This window comes from Lentzea sp. NPDC051838 (genome assembly GCF_040681245.1).
GTDB lineage: Bacteria > Actinomycetota > Actinomycetes > Mycobacteriales > Pseudonocardiaceae > Lentzea.
This window is the reverse complement of record NZ_JBFAYI010000023.1, coordinates 115458-129073: the sequence shown is the minus strand read 5'-3', so window position 1 is coordinate 129073 and position 13616 is coordinate 115458. Positions and strand designations below refer to the sequence as shown.

Genomic DNA, 13616 nt, shown 5'->3' with positions numbered 1-13616 from the left:
CTCGGGGTTGAGCTACATTGGTGGTATGCAGCAGCTCAAAGCCATCGGGCAACGCGAGCTCCGCAACGACAACGCGGAGATCATGCGCCGTGTAGAGGCGGGTGAGAGCTTCGTCGTCACCCGCAACAACAAGCCGGTCGCGCAGCTTTCGCCGTACCGGGAGGAAGTCACGTCCCGGCCGGCGCTCGGCGAGATTCAGGTGCTGTTCGGCACCCTGCCGTCGATCGACGCCGACCGCTGGGAGGCGGACCGGCTGGCGGCCGACGAGTTCTTCGGCGCGGACGACCCGCTGGAAGACCCGTGGCAGAGGTGAAGCGCTGCCTGCTCGACACCTGCGTGCTGATCAGGATCGAGCGGGCGAACCTGGGCGAGTACCTCAACGCCCAGCCGTTCCTCAGCGCTGTCACGATCGCGGAGCTGGCGTTCGGGATCGACGTCGACGACCCGGTCGAGCGAGCCGCGCGCACGGAGCGGTACTACGCGGCGATGCAGACGTTCGAGGTGCTGCCGTTCGGTGTGGAGGAGGCCAAGGTCTACGGGCAGATGGCCTCGCTGGTGCGGCGCGCGGGCCGCAGTCCCCGGCCGCGGCGGATGGACCTGCAGATCGCGGCCACGGCGTCGGTCGCGGGCATGCCGGTGCTGACGATGAACGTCAAGGACTTCAAGGACCTCGACCGGCTCGTGGAGGTTGTGCCGATCCGTCAGGTCTGAACGGATCCGTGGAAGAAGAACTGGCCGAGCCTCGCGGTGAACACGCGCATGCCGTTGTTGTGCGCCGAAACGCCTTTGGCAGCAAGCATTCACCTCTAGGCTGCCCGGCATGACCACCCCGGCGTTCACCTGCACGTGCTGCGGCCAGGAACACGACGGCCTGCCCTTCGCCTACGCGATGGCCGCGCCCGTCTACTGGACGCCGGAGCTCGCCGAGAACCCCGCCAACGTGCTCGGCGACGAGTACTGCCTGATCGACAACGAGCACTACTTCGTGCGCGGCCGGATCGTGCTGCCGGTGCGCGAGGCCGGCGAGGACTTCGAGTGGGGCGTGTGGGTGTCGCTGTCCAAGGCGAACTTCATCCGCATGGGAGACGTGTTCGAGGATCCGGCCCGCGTGGAGGAGCCGCCGTACTTCGGGTGGCTGTCCACGGTGCTGCCGGGGTACGAGCCGACGACGCTGAACCTCAAGACCAACCTGCACACCCAGCCGCTGGGCGTGCGGCCGCTGATCGAGCTCGAGCCGACGGACCATCCGCTCGCCGTCGAGCAACGCGAGGGCATCACGCTGGCCCGCGTCCAGGAGTTCGCGGAGATCGCTCTGCACCAGTGACCAACTGATATATCGCCGTCACAGGGCGTCGACCTGCACCTTAGCAATGAGACTTTGGACTTCGTCCGCAAAAGACTCGTTGCAAAGGGTGGTAGGAGAACTGATATATCGGTGGTGTCACGCTTGTGCGGACACGTTGGTGAGGAATGTGTGCACCTGGCTGAGGTGCTCGATGCCGATGCCCTCGCGGGGGTCGACCGGCACGAGCAGGGTGCCGGGCCGGGACGTTGCCCACTCCGGGTCGCGGGGCTGGAACTCGTCGTCGAGCCACGCGATCGGCCGCGTGCCCGCCCATTCCGCGATCGCGGGGACCTTGCCGTGGAGGCCGTCGTGATGGTCGGCGCCGCGTCCACCGAAGTCGATCCACTCGAGTTCGGGGAGTCCGAGGAGCGGTCCGATGAACTTGTTCGCCTCGTGTTCCCACGTCGTCGCCCACACCAGGTCGGCACGCGTCGCGGCAGCCAGTGAGAGCAGCCACGGACCGTGCGACGGATCGAGCCACACCCGCAGCGGCCGGGAGAAACCCGCAGGCCGGATGCGGTGCGTGGAGTAGCCGATCGGACGCAGGGTCGGCTTCGCGAGAAATGGGTTCAGCGGGCCGTCGACGTCGACCAGAATCGCCGGTCGGGACAACATGACCTGATCGAAACATTGAGACGGCTAATGATCCCTTGATTTTTCCCGATACGGGACACATGACTCTCACGGAGATCGCGGCCTGGTGCACGGCAGACCACGTGCGGGCCGCGCTCGAACGTCAGCTCGAAGGCGCGCTGGTGGAGGTCCCCGAGGACGACGACTCACCGCGCCGGGCGTTCAGCGAGGCGTTGCGCAAGTCGTTGATGCTGCGCCAGAAGCACCCGTTCGACGTCGTGGCGATCGGCCTGCCCGACCTGCTGCGCTACCGGGACCTGGTGGCCGGCTCCGAGGTGACGCTGCGCGCGACCAACATCGAGGCTTACTTCATCCGCCAGGACGGCAGCGCGGAGCAGTACCAGCCGGAGACTGAGGACTGAATAACTTCCAACTCGACGGCGAGTTGATCAACCACCCGCTATGGCCAGGCGCGGGGGTGACGACATGCCAACGCCGCGGTGGAACGCCTTGTTCGACGGCGATCTGGCGCAGGGCGACCGGGTTCAGGTGACCGAGACCAGTCAGAACGCCGCAGTCACGGTGACGGTCGACGTCCGGTTCGGTGACCGTGCCGCCGAGCGAGCTCGGGCCGCTGGTCATGGGATGCGTCAGGGCCGCTCAGGCGCGCATCACGCGGCAGGTGCGCAAGGCCCGATGAGGCGACGAGACGTTCGTCCGGCCGGGTGGTGATCATGACCGGCATCGGCGTTCTGCCCGCCGAACCGCGTCTCCCGGTGGGAGAGCCGGATTCCGCCGTCGAGCAACGAAGACTTCAGCAAGCCGTGGAGGTAGTACCGGATGGCCATGCTCGTGTACCTGCACAAGGAAGAGGAGACGGCCACCGAGGTCCGCTACCGGTTCCATACCGACGGCGGCGCGGTGCGCCACCTCGTCCTGGACAAGCAGGCTGAGACGATCCTGCCCGACGACGGCAACACCGACGGGGTCTTCCGCACGGCCGCCGGCAAGCTCGCCAAGGCGTGGGTCAGCGGCCAGGCGCCGGAGAAGCTCGTCTACCAGGCCTGAACACGACGAAGCCCCGGCTCCGTCGAGGAGGAGCCGGGGCTTCGAAGAACGCACTAGGCAGGCACGGACGCCACGCCAGGCGCCAGGAACCGCTTGCCCGTCACCTTCTCCGAGATGCCGGCGCGGTCCAGGTACGGCGTGATGCCGCCCAGCCAGAACGGCCACCCGGCGCCCAGGATCATGCACAGGTCGATGTCCTGCGCCTCCGCGACCACGCCCTCGTCGAGCATGATCCGGATCTCCTCGGCCAACGCCTCCAGCGCGCGGAGCTTGACCTCTTCACCCGACAAAGGAGCGTTTCCGAACTCCCACAGCGCCAGGACCTCGGGGTCGACCGTCTGCGCGCCAGTGGAGTCCCACTGCCAGACCGCGCCCTTGCCTGCGGCGACGAACTTCTTCATGTTCTCCGACACCGAGAAGCGGTCGGGGAACGCGCCGTGCATCGTCTCCGAGACGTGCAGCGCGACGGCGGAACCGACCAGCTGCAGCAGGATCATCGGCGACATCGGCAGGCCGAGGGGCTCGGTGGCCTTGTCCGCGACCTCGAACGAGGTGCCCTCGTCGACCGACTTGATGACCTCGCCCATGAAGCGAGTCAGCAGGCGGTTCACGACGAACGCGGGCGCGTCCTTCACCAGCACGGACGACTTCTTCAGCTGCTTGCCGACCGAGAACGCCGTCGCCAGGGTGGCGTCGTCGGTCTGCTCGGCGCGCACGATCTCCAGCAGCGGCATGACCGCGACCGGGTTGAAGAAGTGGAAGCCCACGACCCGCTCGGGGTGCTTGAGCTTCGACGCCATGTCCGTGATGGACAGCGACGACGTGTTCGTGGCGAGGATGGCCTCGGCCGACACGTGCTCCTCGACCTCGGCGAACACCTGCTGCTTCACCGCGAGGTCCTCGAACACGGCCTCGATCACGAAGTCGGCGTCAGCAAAAGCCGCCTTGTCGAGCGAGCCCGACACGAGGGCCTTCAACCGGTTCGCCTCGTCCGGCGAGATGCGCTTCTTCGAAGCCAGCTTGTCGATCTCGCTGTGGACGTAGCCGACGCCCTTGTCCACGCGCGCCTGGTCGATGTCGGTCAGCACGACCGGCACGTGCAGGCGGCGGATGAACAGCAGCGCCATCTGCGACGCCATCAGACCGGCGCCGACGACACCGACCTTGGTGACCTTGCGCGCCAACGACTTGTCCGGCGCGCCGGCCGGACGCTTCGCGCGCTTCTGCACCAGGTTGAACGAGTAGAGCCCAGCACGGAGCTCGTCGCTCATGACGAGGTCCGCGAGGCCCTCGGTCTCGGCGGCGTAGCCCTTGTCCAGGTCGTTCTCGCGCGCCAGCTCCAGCAGCTCCAGCGCCTTCTGAGCACCGGGCGCCGCGCCCTTGGTCTTGCCGAAAACGATCGCCTTGGCCCGCGCGACGGCGGCGTCCCACGCCTCGCCGCGGTCGATCTCCTTGCGCGCCACCGTGATCTCGCCACGCACCACGGAGGACAGCCACAGCAGCGACTGCTCCAGGTAGTCCGCGGAGTCGAACAGCACGTCCGCGATGCCCAACGCCAAAGCTTCCTTCGGCTTGAGCATCTTGTTCTGGTTCAACGCGTTCTCGAAGATCACCGTCACGGCGTCGTTGGCGCCGATCAGGTTCGGCAGCAGCTGCGTGCCGCCCCAGCCCGGGAACAGGCCCAGGAACACCTCGGGCAGCGCGATCGCGGCCGCGTTCGACGCCAGCGTGCGGTAGTGGCACGACAGCGCGAGCTCGAGGCCACCGCCCATGACCGCGCCGTTGACGAAGGCGAAGGTCGGGATGTCCGAGTCGGTGAACTTCTTGAAGACGTCGTGGCCCAGCTTGCCGATCGTCACGCCCTGCGAACGGTCGGTGGCCTGCTCGACGGCGGACAGGTCCGCGCCGACCGCGAAGATGAACGGCTTGCCGGTCACCGCGATCGCGGCGGGCTGGGCCGCGTAGGCCTCGTCGAACGCCGCGCCCAGCGACACCAGCGACTGCGGGCCGAACGTCGACGGACGGGTGTGGTCCAGGCCGTTGTCGATCGTGATGAACGCGACCGGCTTGTCCAGGCCCGGCACGGAGATCAGCCGGGTCTTGGCAACGGTGACGACCTCGTCGGGGAAGATCGCCTTTGCTTCCTCAGCGGTGATGGTCACTTGCCACTCCAGTTCGGGTTCTCCCAGATGACGGTCCCGCCCATGCCGATGCCGATGCACATGGTGGTGAGGCCGTAGCGCACGTCCGGGCGCTCGGCGAACTGACGCGACAGCTGCGTCATCAGACGAACACCGGAGGAGGCCAGCGGGTGACCGGTCGCGATGGCGCCGCCCCACTGGTTCACGCGGGGGTCGTCGTCCGCGATGCCGAAGTGGTCGAGGAACGCGAGCACCTGGATCGCGAACGCCTCGTTCACCTCGAACAGGCCGATGTCCTCAATGGACAGACCGGCGCGCTCGAGAGCCTTCTCGGTGGCCGGAACCGGGCCGATGCCCATGACCTCGGGCTCGACACCCAGGAACGAGTAGCCGACCATCCGCATGCCGACGGGCAGGCCGAGCTCGCGCGCGGTCTCCTCCTCGGCGAGGATGCAGCCGGTCGCGCCGTCGTTCAGACCGGCCGCGTTGCCCGCGGTGATCCGGCCGTGCGGGCGGAACGGCGTCTTGAGCTTCGCCAGGTCCTCGACGGTCGTGCCGGGACGCGGCGGCTCGTCGGCGGTGGCGAGGCCCCAGCCGTTCTCGGCGGAGCGGGTCGCGACGGGCACGAGCTCCGGGCCGATCTTGCCGTTCTTCAGCGCGTCCGCGTACTTGGCCTGCGAGGCGGCCGCGTAGGCGTCGGTGCGGTCCTTGGTGATGTGCGGGAACCGGTCGTGCAGGTTCTCCGCGGTCTGGCCCATGACCAGCGCGCTGGTGTCGACGATCCGGTCCGACAGGAAGCGCGGGTTCGGGTCGACGCCCTCGCCCATCGGGTGGCGGCCCATGTGCTCGACGCCGCCCGCGATCGCGATGTCGTAGGCACCGAACGCGATGCCGCTCGCCGCGGTGGTCACGGCGGTCATCGCGCCGGCACACATGCGGTCGATCGAGTAACCGGGCACCGACTTCGGCAGACCCGCGAGCAGCGCCGCCGTGCGACCGAGAGTGAGACCCTGGTCGCCGATCTGCGTGGTCGCCGCGATGGCGACCTCGTCGACGCGCTCCGGCGGCAGCTCGGGGTGCCTGCGCAGCAGCTCACGGATGACCTTCACGATGAGGTCGTCGGCACGGGTCTCGGCGAAAATCCCCTTGGGGCCGGCCTTGCCGAACGGCGTGCGGACGCCGTCGACGAAGACCACGTTCCGAACGCGTGCCGGCGCTGCTGGTGCGGCCACGGCGTCTCCTCCACTTGTGGTGACAACTCTGTCCACCGGGCAGGGGGTGCGCGACATCCCTACCGGTCGGTAACGCCAACTCTAACCCTAGTTACTGGTGAGTAACCACTGCGGCACCCCTGTTGGTTGCGTCACACACCTTGCGCACGATCAGGAACAGCGGCAACCCGACCGGGGCCAGCAGGATCGTGATCACCAGAACGGGTGCCATCACCAGCGGGTGGACGTTCAGGCGACGCCCCTCCAGGTACATCCAGCGCCCGACGAACAGGTCCCACGCGATCATGTGCGCCCACACCAGCGTCGCGCCCACGTCGGTGCTCATGAACTGGGCCAGCGCGGGCAGCTCCGGCCGCGTGACCAGCGGCAACAGCTCCGGCAACACCGGGATCATCAGCACGACGTAGATCGCCACCACCGGCAGGATGATCAGGTACGACTCGGCGATCCGCTTCGTCCACGACCACTTCGGCGCGAAGATCATGAGCGCCCAGAACGGCGCGGCCAGCAGGAACGTCAGGGAGAACAGGGTGGCGGTCATGCGTTCACGAGCTCCTTGTTGGTGTTCTTCTGCCGTGCCCACACCACGCCCAGCGCGGTGGCGGCGATCAGTGCGGTGGCGGCGATCAGGGTGAGGGAGTCGGGCCTGACGATGGACTGCCCGCGCAGCGCCTGCCAGGTGACGAGAACGGTGAGGCCGAGGTAGCCGCCGCTGAGCACCCACGCGAGGCGCGCGTTGGCCCACCGGCCGGTGAAGAAGATCAGCAGCGGCAGGACCTGCACCGCGTGCATGCCGATGAAGTGACCGATGCGCAGGTCGCCGTGGACGGTGCTCCAGCCGGTGAGCGGGAGGTACGAACCGCCGTCGGGTCCGCCGATCGAGTGGCTGCCGATCACGCCACCCGTCGGTGACTGGCCGGCGCGCGGCTGCGTCATGAGGAAGCCGACGCTCATGCCGACGAGCGCGACGAGCAGGCTGAGCCGGATGACCCAGCTCTGGGCGGGGTTGTCGAACTTCTTGCGGAACAACAGGATCGCGATGACGAGGCTCGTGCCGAACAGCACCATCGCCAGCATGCCCATGGCTCCGAACAGCGCGGAGTCGAGCGGCGTCTCGAAGTTGAAATGGCTGCGCTTGCCCCTGGTGACCTGCGTAATGATGATCACCATCTCGGCGACGCCGGCCGCCGCGAACACGGTGCCGAGCCACCAAGCGATCTTGCGCAGCCGGCCTTCGAGCAGGCTGGTGAACCAGGCCAGGGAGGCGCTGTAGAGGGTGAACGACACCGCGAACTTGAACGGCTTGAACCAGATGGGCGAGTCGAGCAGCATCCGGTCGTCCAGCAGCATGCCGAGCGCGGCGATCGGGGTGAGCACGGCCATGGAGAACGTGAAGAGCATTAACGGCCGGTGCCAGCTGTACGCGGTCTTCAACATCTGAGCCCCCTGCAGAGAATGGATAGCGGCGCTTCCCGCTATCGGAAAGGTACACTATCCATATGCGTGTTGGCGAGCTTTCGAAGAGAAGCGGCGTTCCGGTGCCGACGATCAAGTACTACCTGCGCGAGGGACTGCTGCCCGCCGGCGTGCTGACCAGCCCGAACCAGGCTCACTACGACGACGAGCACCTCCGCCGTCTACGTCTGGTGCGCGCGCTAGTGGACGTCGGCGGCCTCTCCATCGCGTCGGTGCGCGAGGTCCTCGCCGCCGTCGACACCCGCGACGACTCCCTGCACAACAAGCTCGGCAAGGTGCAGGAGGCGATCAGCCAGCCGGGCTCGGCCGACCTGGACCCGCTCGCGGTGAAGGACGTCCAGGAGTTCTTCGGACGGCACGGCGAGGACGAGTGCTACGACGTCACCCAGAGCAACGTCACGCACATGCTGGCCGCCGCGCTGTCCGCGGCCCGCTCGGTCGGGCATGACCACTTCCGCCAGGTGCTCGACGCCTACCTGGAGGGGGCGAAGATCATCGCGCAGGCCGACGTCGAGTACATCGCGCAGCAGCGTTCGTCCGACGACGTCATCGAGGCGATGGTCGTCGGCACCCTCATCGGGGACACCGTCCTGAAGGCGGTACGGCGTCTCGCGCACGCCCAGCTGTCGCGCGCGATGTTCAGCGACGGCCCTGGCGACGCGACCCCGAACTAATATATTGGCCAATATACTAGTTCTCCCGCCGCCGTGACCTGCTGCTTAGCAATGACTCTTTGGACTTCGTCCGCAAAAGACTCGTTGCAAGGGGTCAGCTGAGGGTCAGGGCGTGGAGGGCTCGGTACGGGCCGTGGGTGGCGAGGAGGTCGGCCGGGTGGCCGTACTCGGCGACGGTGCCGTCCGCGGTGAGGACGAGGACGCGGTCGGCGTTGGCGGTCAGGCGCAGGTCGTGGGTGATCAGGATCGTGGTGCGGCCGGACGCGAGGCGGCGCAGCGGGCCGAGCAGGCGGCCGGACGAGTGGGCGTCGAGGCTCGCGGTCGGTTCGTCGAGGACGAGCACCGGGGTGTCGGCGACCATCGCGCGGGCGATCGCGATGCGCTGGCGCTGGCCACCGGACAGGCCGTGGCCGTGCTGGCCGATGACGGTGTCGTAGTCGTCGGGCAGGAGGGCGATGAAGTCGTGGGCGTCGGCTGCTCTGGCGGCGCCGACCACGTCGTCCGGGGTGGCGGTGGGGGAGCCGAAGGCGATGTTGTCGTAGATCGTGCCGTGGAACATCTGCGTCTGCTGGCCCACCAGGGCGACGTTCGAGCGCAGCGAGGCCAGGGTCAGCTCACGGAGGTCGACGCCGTCGAGCGACACGAGGCCGGCGGTGGGGTCGTAGAAGCGGAGCAGGAGCTTCGCGATGGTCGACTTGCCCGCGCCGGACGGGCCGGTGATGGCCAGCAGCTCGCCAGGGCTTATATCGATGGTGAGAGCCTCTAACGCTGGCGAAGGCGTCTCGGGGTAGTGAAAGCCGACGGAGCGCAGGCTGACGAAGCCGCGGGCGCGAGGCAGGACACGCGGGCCGTCGACGAGAGGTGGCTCGGCGTCCAGGAGCTCGATGATGCGTTCGGAACCCGTGGCGGCGGCGGACACCATGACGCGGAGCTGGCCCAGTTGCTGGACCGGGGCGTAGAGCGAGCTGAGGATCGCGGCGAACGCGAGGACGCCGCCCAGGCTGATGCGGCCGGTGGAGATCTCCCAGGCGCCGAGGCCGATCACCGCGAGGACGCTGACGGTCTGCGCGATGTGGACGACCGGTGCGTAGAGGCCGCTGAGGCGGGCGATCGAGAGGTTCGTCGTGAGCATGCGGCGGCCGGCGGACAGCAGGCGGTCCGACTCGGAGTCCTGGCGGTTGTAGGCCTGGACGGCGGTGACGTTGGCGAGGCTCTCCTCGAGGATGGCGGTGATGTCGCCGTTCAACGCGCGTTGCTCGCGGGAGCGCGCGTTGATGTGGCGGGCGAAACGGCGGGTCACCCACGAGAACAGCGGCACCACGACGAACGCGGCCAGCGCCAGCTCCCAGCTCAGGTAGAGCGCGTAGCCGGTGAAGAAGACGAAGCCGAACAGCGCGGTGACCATCTGCACGAGGCCGGAGCCGACGAAGCGCTCGACGGTGTCGACGTCGTCGGTGAGGCGGGCGAGGAGATCGCCGGGGCGGCGGCGTTCGAAGAAGTCCGGCGGCTGGCGGTGCAGATGTGCGAACACCTTGGTGCGCAGGCGCAAAAGGAATCGTTCGCCGGTGCGGGCCGTGAGGTACTCACCGCCGAATACGAAAAAACTCGACAACAGCGCGACGCCCGCCCAAAGGGAAGCGGGACGCCAGAAAGCGGAGAGGTCGCCCGCGCGCAACGCGTCGTCGACGATTCGGGCGAACATCGACACCGCGAAGGCGTCACAGGCGGCGGCCCCGATCAGCAGCACGCAGCCGAGGACGAGCCAGCGACGGTCGCCGCGGGTGAACGGCCAGAAACGGCGGAAGACAGCACGCGCGGACAAGGCGGTTCCCGGCACGAGAAGGCTCCGATCAGGGGAGAAGGCCCGCGGCGAGGGGGTGACGCCGCGGGCCGGGCTCGACTGTCAGTCGCGCGGCGTGCCCTCGGGCGAGCGCGGCGTGACCCGCGGCGTCACGCGCGGAGTGATGCGCGGGATGACGTCGCAGATGGGGTTGCGCGGAGTGACCTCGAGGCGGGGGCGAACGTCTGCCATGGTTCTTTCCTTTCACGGTGTTCTTCTCTTGGGACCATCGGGTGATGGCGACAAGAGAAACGCTACGGAGCCACCCGTTTCAGCGACGTCTCGCAATGTCGTTATGCCGGTGAAACAACTGTTGTGCGAGGGTGTGGAAAAAGGAGGGCCGGAGATGCGTGTGCTGATAGCCGAGGACGAACCCGTTCTGGCGGATTTCATCGCGGACGGGCTCCGGCAGCTCGCCATGGCCGTGGACATCGCGCACGACGGCCTCACCGCGACGGAGAAGCTCGCCGGAGACGAGTACGACGTCGTGGTGCTGGACCGGGACCTGCCCGGCAAGCACGGCGACGACGTGTGCCGCGAGGTCATCGCGTCCGGTGTGCGCACTCGGATCCTCATGCTCACGGCGATGGACGACGTTCGCGAACGCGTGAAGGGCCTGCGCATCGGCGCGGACGACTACCTCGGCAAGCCGTTCGACTTCGACGAGCTCGTCGCGCGCATCGACGCTCTCGGCCGCAGGAGCACTCCCGCCGCACCGCCCGTCATGCGTCACGGCGGCATCGAGATGAACACCGCGCTCAGGCAGGTTTCGCAGAACGGGCGCTTCTTGCCGTTGTCCGTGAAGGAGTTCGGCGTGCTGCACGCGTTGATGGCGGCCAGCGGCGCGGTGGTCAGCGCCGAGGAGTTGCTGACGAGTGTGTGGGACGAGAACGCCGATCCGTTCACGAACGCCGTGCGCATCACGATGTCCCGCCTGCGCGCCAAGCTCGACGACGCGAGCGCCATCGAGACCATCGCCGGCGTCGGCTACAGATTGCGCGGAGAGCAGCGGTGAAGCAGATGAAGCTGCGCACCCGGCTGACCCTCGTCCACACAGGACTGTTCCTCGCCGCGAGCACCCTCGTGGTCACCTTCCTGTACTTCGACAACAGGGCGACGATCCTGGAGCTGGAACGCAAGGTGATGCCGCGGATGACCCTGAGCGGCGGGCCGATGTGGAGCGGCCCGTCACCGGAGCAGGCGTGGGACGATGCGCTGACCGGGTTGCTCGTCCAGTCCGTGCTCACGTTCCTGCTGCTGGCCGCGGTCGCGGCAGGCCTCGGCTGGTGGCTGAGCGGCCGCGTGCTGCGCCGGGCCGACGCCGCGTTCGAGGCGCAGGGACGGTTCATCGCCAACGCCTCGCACGAGCTGCGCACGCCGCTGACCGTCACCAGGACGCTGCTGCAGGTCGGGCTGTCCTCGTCGGACCCGGATCGCGTGCGGCGCGCCAGGGAAGAGCTTCTGCGCAGCAACGACAGGTCGATCGCGTTGATCAACGGACTGCTGCACCTCGCTCGGGGCGAGCAGGAGCTGCGCGTCAGGGACCGGGTGCGGCTGGACACCGTCGCGGAACGCGTCGCGAGTGAGACCGCCGGCCCCATCGACGTGCGCGTGGCCGCGGTGGAGGTGGTCGGCGACGAGCTGTTGCTGGAGCAGCTCCTGCGGAACCTGCTCGACAACGCCGTGCGCTACAACGTTCCCGGAGGCACGGTGTGGGTGCGCGTCACGCCGTCCGGGCACTGGGGCAGGCTGACCGTCGAGAACACGGGAGAGGCCGTGCCCGACGCGGACCAGCTGTTCGAGCCGTTCCACCGGGGCACGCGGGAACGCACCGGACCCGACGGCGCCGGACTCGGCCTGTCGATCGTGCGTGCGGTGACGGTCGCGCACAACGGCCGGGTGCACGCGGAACCCCGCGACGGCGGCGGTCTCGTCGTCACGGTGGAAATTCCTCGCGCGAGTTGAAAGAGCGGGCGTCCTGCCGGACATGTCCCGAGGTGGAGCAGGTGGACGTGGAACCGCGCCGAACGGGATTCGACGCCGTCGCGCAGGAGCTGATCGAGCCGCTGCGCCGGTACCTGGCCCGGCGGACCGACCCGGCGACCGCGGACGACGTGCTGTCCGAGACGCTGCTGGTCGCGTGGCGGCGCCGGGCCGAGATGCCGGCCGAGCCGCTGGCCTGGGCATATGCCGTGGCGCGCAACTGTCTCGCGAACGCCGACCGGGCGCGCCGCCGACAGGACCGGCTGCTCGTGCGGATCTGGCAGGTCGCGCGGCCGCCCGAGTACGCGCCCGCCCGCGACGACCCGGATCCGGCGCTCGGCAGGGCACTCGCGCGGTTGTCGTCCGTCGACGCCGAGCTGGTGCGGCTGTGGGCCTGGGAAGAGCTCGGACCCGCCGAGATCGCCCAGGTCGTCGGCCTGAGTGCCAACGCGGTGAGCATCCGCCTGCACCGCGCTCGCAAGAAGCTCAAGACACTTCTGGACCAGGAAGGGGAGCGGCCATGAGCGACGACCTGCGCGAAAGGATGCGCCGCGCCGATCCGGCGGCCACGCTCCACCCGTTGCCGGAAGACGAGGTGCGGCGGCTCGTCGCCGGTGCCAACCGTGATTTCCCCGTCGTGCAGCGGTTTTCCTCACGACGACTGCCGGTGCTCGTCGGCGCGGCGGCCGCGGTCGCCGTGGTGGCCGGCGCGATCGTGCTGGCGAGTTCGGACTCCGGACCCGCGTCAGGGCCTCCGGTCGCGTTGCCGACGCCGACCGAGCACGGCCTGGCGACCGGTTCCGGTGCGCCGGACGGCAGCGGGGGAGGAGAACCGGCGACCACGAGCCAGCCGCGTCCGGGGAGCGGCACCACGTCGGTGCCCGTGCCGCCGGTCAGCCCCAGCCCGTCGGACGGCCGCAAGACGACGGTCGCGGTGCTGACCTCCGGCCCCGAGGATCCCGATGTCCGGTGCCGCAAACCGGAAGCGGCGTTCCTCGCGGAGAACGCGCGGATGGCGTTCGAGGCGACCGTGCTGAAGATCGAGGGCAACGTCGTGACGCTGCAGGTGCACCACGCGTGGATCGGCGAGGCCGATTTCGTCGAGGTCCGCAACACCGCCGCGTCGCCGGTGCTGGCCGGGTTCGAGCCCGAGGTCGGCAGGAAGTACCTCGTGGCGGCGGCGGACATGCGGGTGATGGGCTGCGGTTACAGCGGTCTGGACGAGCCTGATCTGCGGGCCGTCTACGACGAGGCGTTCCCGAACCGCTGACAAGACAACGCGCC

At 68.6% G+C, this 13616-nt stretch carries 18 protein-coding genes; 11 read left to right on the top strand and 7 right to left on the bottom strand.

The window, feature by feature from the left end; all coding sequences use genetic code 11:
* Positions 1-25: 25 nt before the first annotated feature.
* The 3 genes from AB0M24_RS35125 (at position 26) to AB0M24_RS35115 (ending at position 1324) form a co-directional block, all read left to right on the top strand.
* Entirely contained in the window at positions 26-313 is a 288-nt protein-coding gene (locus AB0M24_RS35125) for a type II toxin-antitoxin system prevent-host-death family antitoxin (protein ID WP_363777779.1), read from the top strand.
* Positions 301-711, top strand: coding sequence for a type II toxin-antitoxin system VapC family toxin (locus AB0M24_RS35120; protein ID WP_363777778.1), 411 nt, complete (start codon positions 301-303; stop codon positions 709-711). The genes AB0M24_RS35125 and AB0M24_RS35120 overlap by 13 nt, the downstream gene beginning before the upstream one ends.
* Before the next feature lie 109 nt (positions 712-820).
* The gene (locus AB0M24_RS35115) at positions 821-1324 is read left to right on the top strand and encodes a DUF2199 domain-containing protein (RefSeq protein ID WP_363777777.1); all 504 of its coding nucleotides are present in this window, start codon (positions 821-823) and stop codon (positions 1322-1324) included.
* A 117-nt stretch (positions 1325-1441) separates the two neighbouring features.
* On the opposite strand, the gene AB0M24_RS35110 is transcribed toward AB0M24_RS35115, so the two are convergent.
* Entirely contained in the window at positions 1442-1960 is a 519-nt protein-coding gene (locus tag AB0M24_RS35110) for an HAD domain-containing protein (RefSeq protein WP_363777776.1), read from the bottom strand.
* Positions 1961-2019: 59 nt separating this feature from the next.
* On the opposite strand from AB0M24_RS35110, the gene AB0M24_RS35105 reads away from it, so the two are divergent.
* From AB0M24_RS35105 to AB0M24_RS35095, 3 genes are all read left to right on the top strand, one after another.
* Positions 2020-2340 (top strand): hypothetical protein, encoded by a 321-nt coding sequence (locus AB0M24_RS35105; protein ID WP_363777775.1) that lies wholly within the window; start codon positions 2020-2022, stop codon positions 2338-2340.
* 64 nt (positions 2341-2404) lie between these two features.
* Positions 2405-2650, top strand: a complete 246-nt coding sequence (locus tag AB0M24_RS35100; RefSeq protein WP_363777774.1) for a hypothetical protein — start codon at positions 2405-2407, stop codon at positions 2648-2650.
* Between the two features lie 108 nt (positions 2651-2758).
* A complete protein-coding gene (locus AB0M24_RS35095) occupies positions 2759-2986 on the top strand; it encodes a hypothetical protein (RefSeq protein WP_363777773.1) in 228 nt (75 codons plus the stop codon).
* 53 nt (positions 2987-3039) lie between these two features.
* Here AB0M24_RS35095 and AB0M24_RS35090 read toward each other — a convergent pair whose 3' ends face one another.
* The 4 genes from AB0M24_RS35090 to AB0M24_RS35075 form a co-directional block, all read right to left on the bottom strand.
* The gene (locus AB0M24_RS35090) at positions 3040-5148 is read right to left on the bottom strand and encodes a 3-hydroxyacyl-CoA dehydrogenase NAD-binding domain-containing protein (RefSeq protein WP_363777772.1); all 2109 of its coding nucleotides are present in this window, start codon (positions 5146-5148) and stop codon (positions 3040-3042) included.
* Positions 5145-6359 (bottom strand): thiolase family protein, encoded by a 1215-nt coding sequence (locus AB0M24_RS35085; RefSeq protein WP_363777771.1) that lies wholly within the window; start codon positions 6357-6359, stop codon positions 5145-5147. The genes AB0M24_RS35090 and AB0M24_RS35085 overlap by 4 nt, the downstream gene beginning before the upstream one ends.
* Before the next feature lie 91 nt (positions 6360-6450).
* On the bottom strand, positions 6451-6900 hold the full coding sequence (locus AB0M24_RS35080; protein WP_363777770.1) for an ABA4-like family protein: 450 nt from the start codon (positions 6898-6900) through the stop codon (positions 6451-6453).
* A complete protein-coding gene (locus AB0M24_RS35075) occupies positions 6897-7796 on the bottom strand; it encodes a hypothetical protein (protein ID WP_363777769.1) in 900 nt (299 codons plus the stop codon). The genes AB0M24_RS35080 and AB0M24_RS35075 overlap by 4 nt, the downstream gene beginning before the upstream one ends.
* Before the next feature lie 62 nt (positions 7797-7858).
* Here AB0M24_RS35075 and AB0M24_RS35070 point away from each other — a divergent pair, with 62 nt between their 5' ends.
* A complete protein-coding gene (locus AB0M24_RS35070) occupies positions 7859-8509 on the top strand; it encodes a MerR family transcriptional regulator (RefSeq protein WP_363777768.1) in 651 nt (216 codons plus the stop codon).
* A gap of 94 nt (positions 8510-8603) precedes the next feature.
* Here AB0M24_RS35070 and AB0M24_RS35065 read toward each other — a convergent pair whose 3' ends face one another.
* Both AB0M24_RS35065 and AB0M24_RS35060 read right to left on the bottom strand, forming a co-directional pair.
* Positions 8604-10346: an ABC transporter ATP-binding protein gene (locus AB0M24_RS35065; RefSeq protein ID WP_363777767.1), complete on the bottom strand. Its 1743-nt coding sequence runs from the start codon at positions 10344-10346 to the stop codon at positions 8604-8606.
* 66 nt (positions 10347-10412) lie between these two features.
* Positions 10413-10541: a hypothetical protein gene (locus AB0M24_RS35060; RefSeq protein ID WP_363777766.1), complete on the bottom strand. Its 129-nt coding sequence runs from the start codon at positions 10539-10541 to the stop codon at positions 10413-10415.
* A gap of 154 nt (positions 10542-10695) precedes the next feature.
* On the opposite strand from AB0M24_RS35060, the gene AB0M24_RS35055 reads away from it, so the two are divergent.
* From AB0M24_RS35055 to AB0M24_RS35040, 4 genes are read left to right on the top strand one after another with little or no spacing between them, the layout of a single operon-like run.
* Positions 10696-11364, top strand: coding sequence for a response regulator transcription factor (locus tag AB0M24_RS35055; RefSeq protein ID WP_363777765.1), 669 nt, complete (start codon positions 10696-10698; stop codon positions 11362-11364).
* Between the two features lie 5 nt (positions 11365-11369).
* On the top strand, positions 11370-12314 hold the full coding sequence (locus AB0M24_RS35050; RefSeq protein ID WP_363777795.1) for a HAMP domain-containing sensor histidine kinase: 945 nt from the start codon (positions 11370-11372) through the stop codon (positions 12312-12314).
* A gap of 41 nt (positions 12315-12355) precedes the next feature.
* A complete protein-coding gene (locus tag AB0M24_RS35045; protein WP_363777764.1) occupies positions 12356-12856 on the top strand; it encodes a sigma-70 family RNA polymerase sigma factor in 501 nt (166 codons plus the stop codon).
* Entirely contained in the window at positions 12853-13602 is a 750-nt protein-coding gene (locus tag AB0M24_RS35040) for a hypothetical protein (RefSeq protein ID WP_363777763.1), read from the top strand. The genes AB0M24_RS35045 and AB0M24_RS35040 overlap by 4 nt, the downstream gene beginning before the upstream one ends.
* Positions 13603-13616: the final 14 nt, after the last annotated feature.

Excerpts from the sequence above, each read along its gene's own strand:
- AB0M24_RS35095 (WP_363777773.1), top strand. The coding sequence starts at position 2,759 with ATGGCCATGCTCGTGTACCTGCACAAGGAAGAGGAGACGGCCACCGAG.
- AB0M24_RS35050 (WP_363777795.1), top strand. The coding sequence starts at position 11,370 with ATGAAGCTGCGCACCCGGCTGACCCTCGTCCACACAGGACTGTTCCTC.
- AB0M24_RS35105 (WP_363777775.1), top strand. The coding sequence starts at position 2,020 with ATGACTCTCACGGAGATCGCGGCCTGGTGCACGGCAGACCACGTGCGG.
- AB0M24_RS35070 (WP_363777768.1), top strand. The coding sequence starts at position 7,859 with ATGCGTGTTGGCGAGCTTTCGAAGAGAAGCGGCGTTCCGGTGCCGACG.
- AB0M24_RS35055 (WP_363777765.1), top strand. The coding sequence starts at position 10,696 with ATGCGTGTGCTGATAGCCGAGGACGAACCCGTTCTGGCGGATTTCATC.
- AB0M24_RS35100 (WP_363777774.1), top strand. The coding sequence starts at position 2,405 with ATGCCAACGCCGCGGTGGAACGCCTTGTTCGACGGCGATCTGGCGCAG.
- AB0M24_RS35060 (WP_363777766.1), bottom strand. The coding sequence starts at position 10,541 with ATGGCAGACGTTCGCCCCCGCCTCGAGGTCACTCCGCGCAACCCCATC.
- AB0M24_RS35110 (WP_363777776.1), bottom strand. The coding sequence starts at position 1,960 with ATGTTGTCCCGACCGGCGATTCTGGTCGACGTCGACGGCCCGCTGAAC.
- AB0M24_RS35075 (WP_363777769.1), bottom strand. The coding sequence starts at position 7,796 with ATGTTGAAGACCGCGTACAGCTGGCACCGGCCGTTAATGCTCTTCACG.
- AB0M24_RS35115 (WP_363777777.1), top strand. The coding sequence starts at position 821 with ATGACCACCCCGGCGTTCACCTGCACGTGCTGCGGCCAGGAACACGAC.
- AB0M24_RS35125 (WP_363777779.1), top strand. The coding sequence starts at position 26 with ATGCAGCAGCTCAAAGCCATCGGGCAACGCGAGCTCCGCAACGACAAC.
- AB0M24_RS35080 (WP_363777770.1), bottom strand. The coding sequence starts at position 6,900 with ATGACCGCCACCCTGTTCTCCCTGACGTTCCTGCTGGCCGCGCCGTTC.
- AB0M24_RS35040 (WP_363777763.1), top strand. The coding sequence starts at position 12,853 with ATGAGCGACGACCTGCGCGAAAGGATGCGCCGCGCCGATCCGGCGGCC.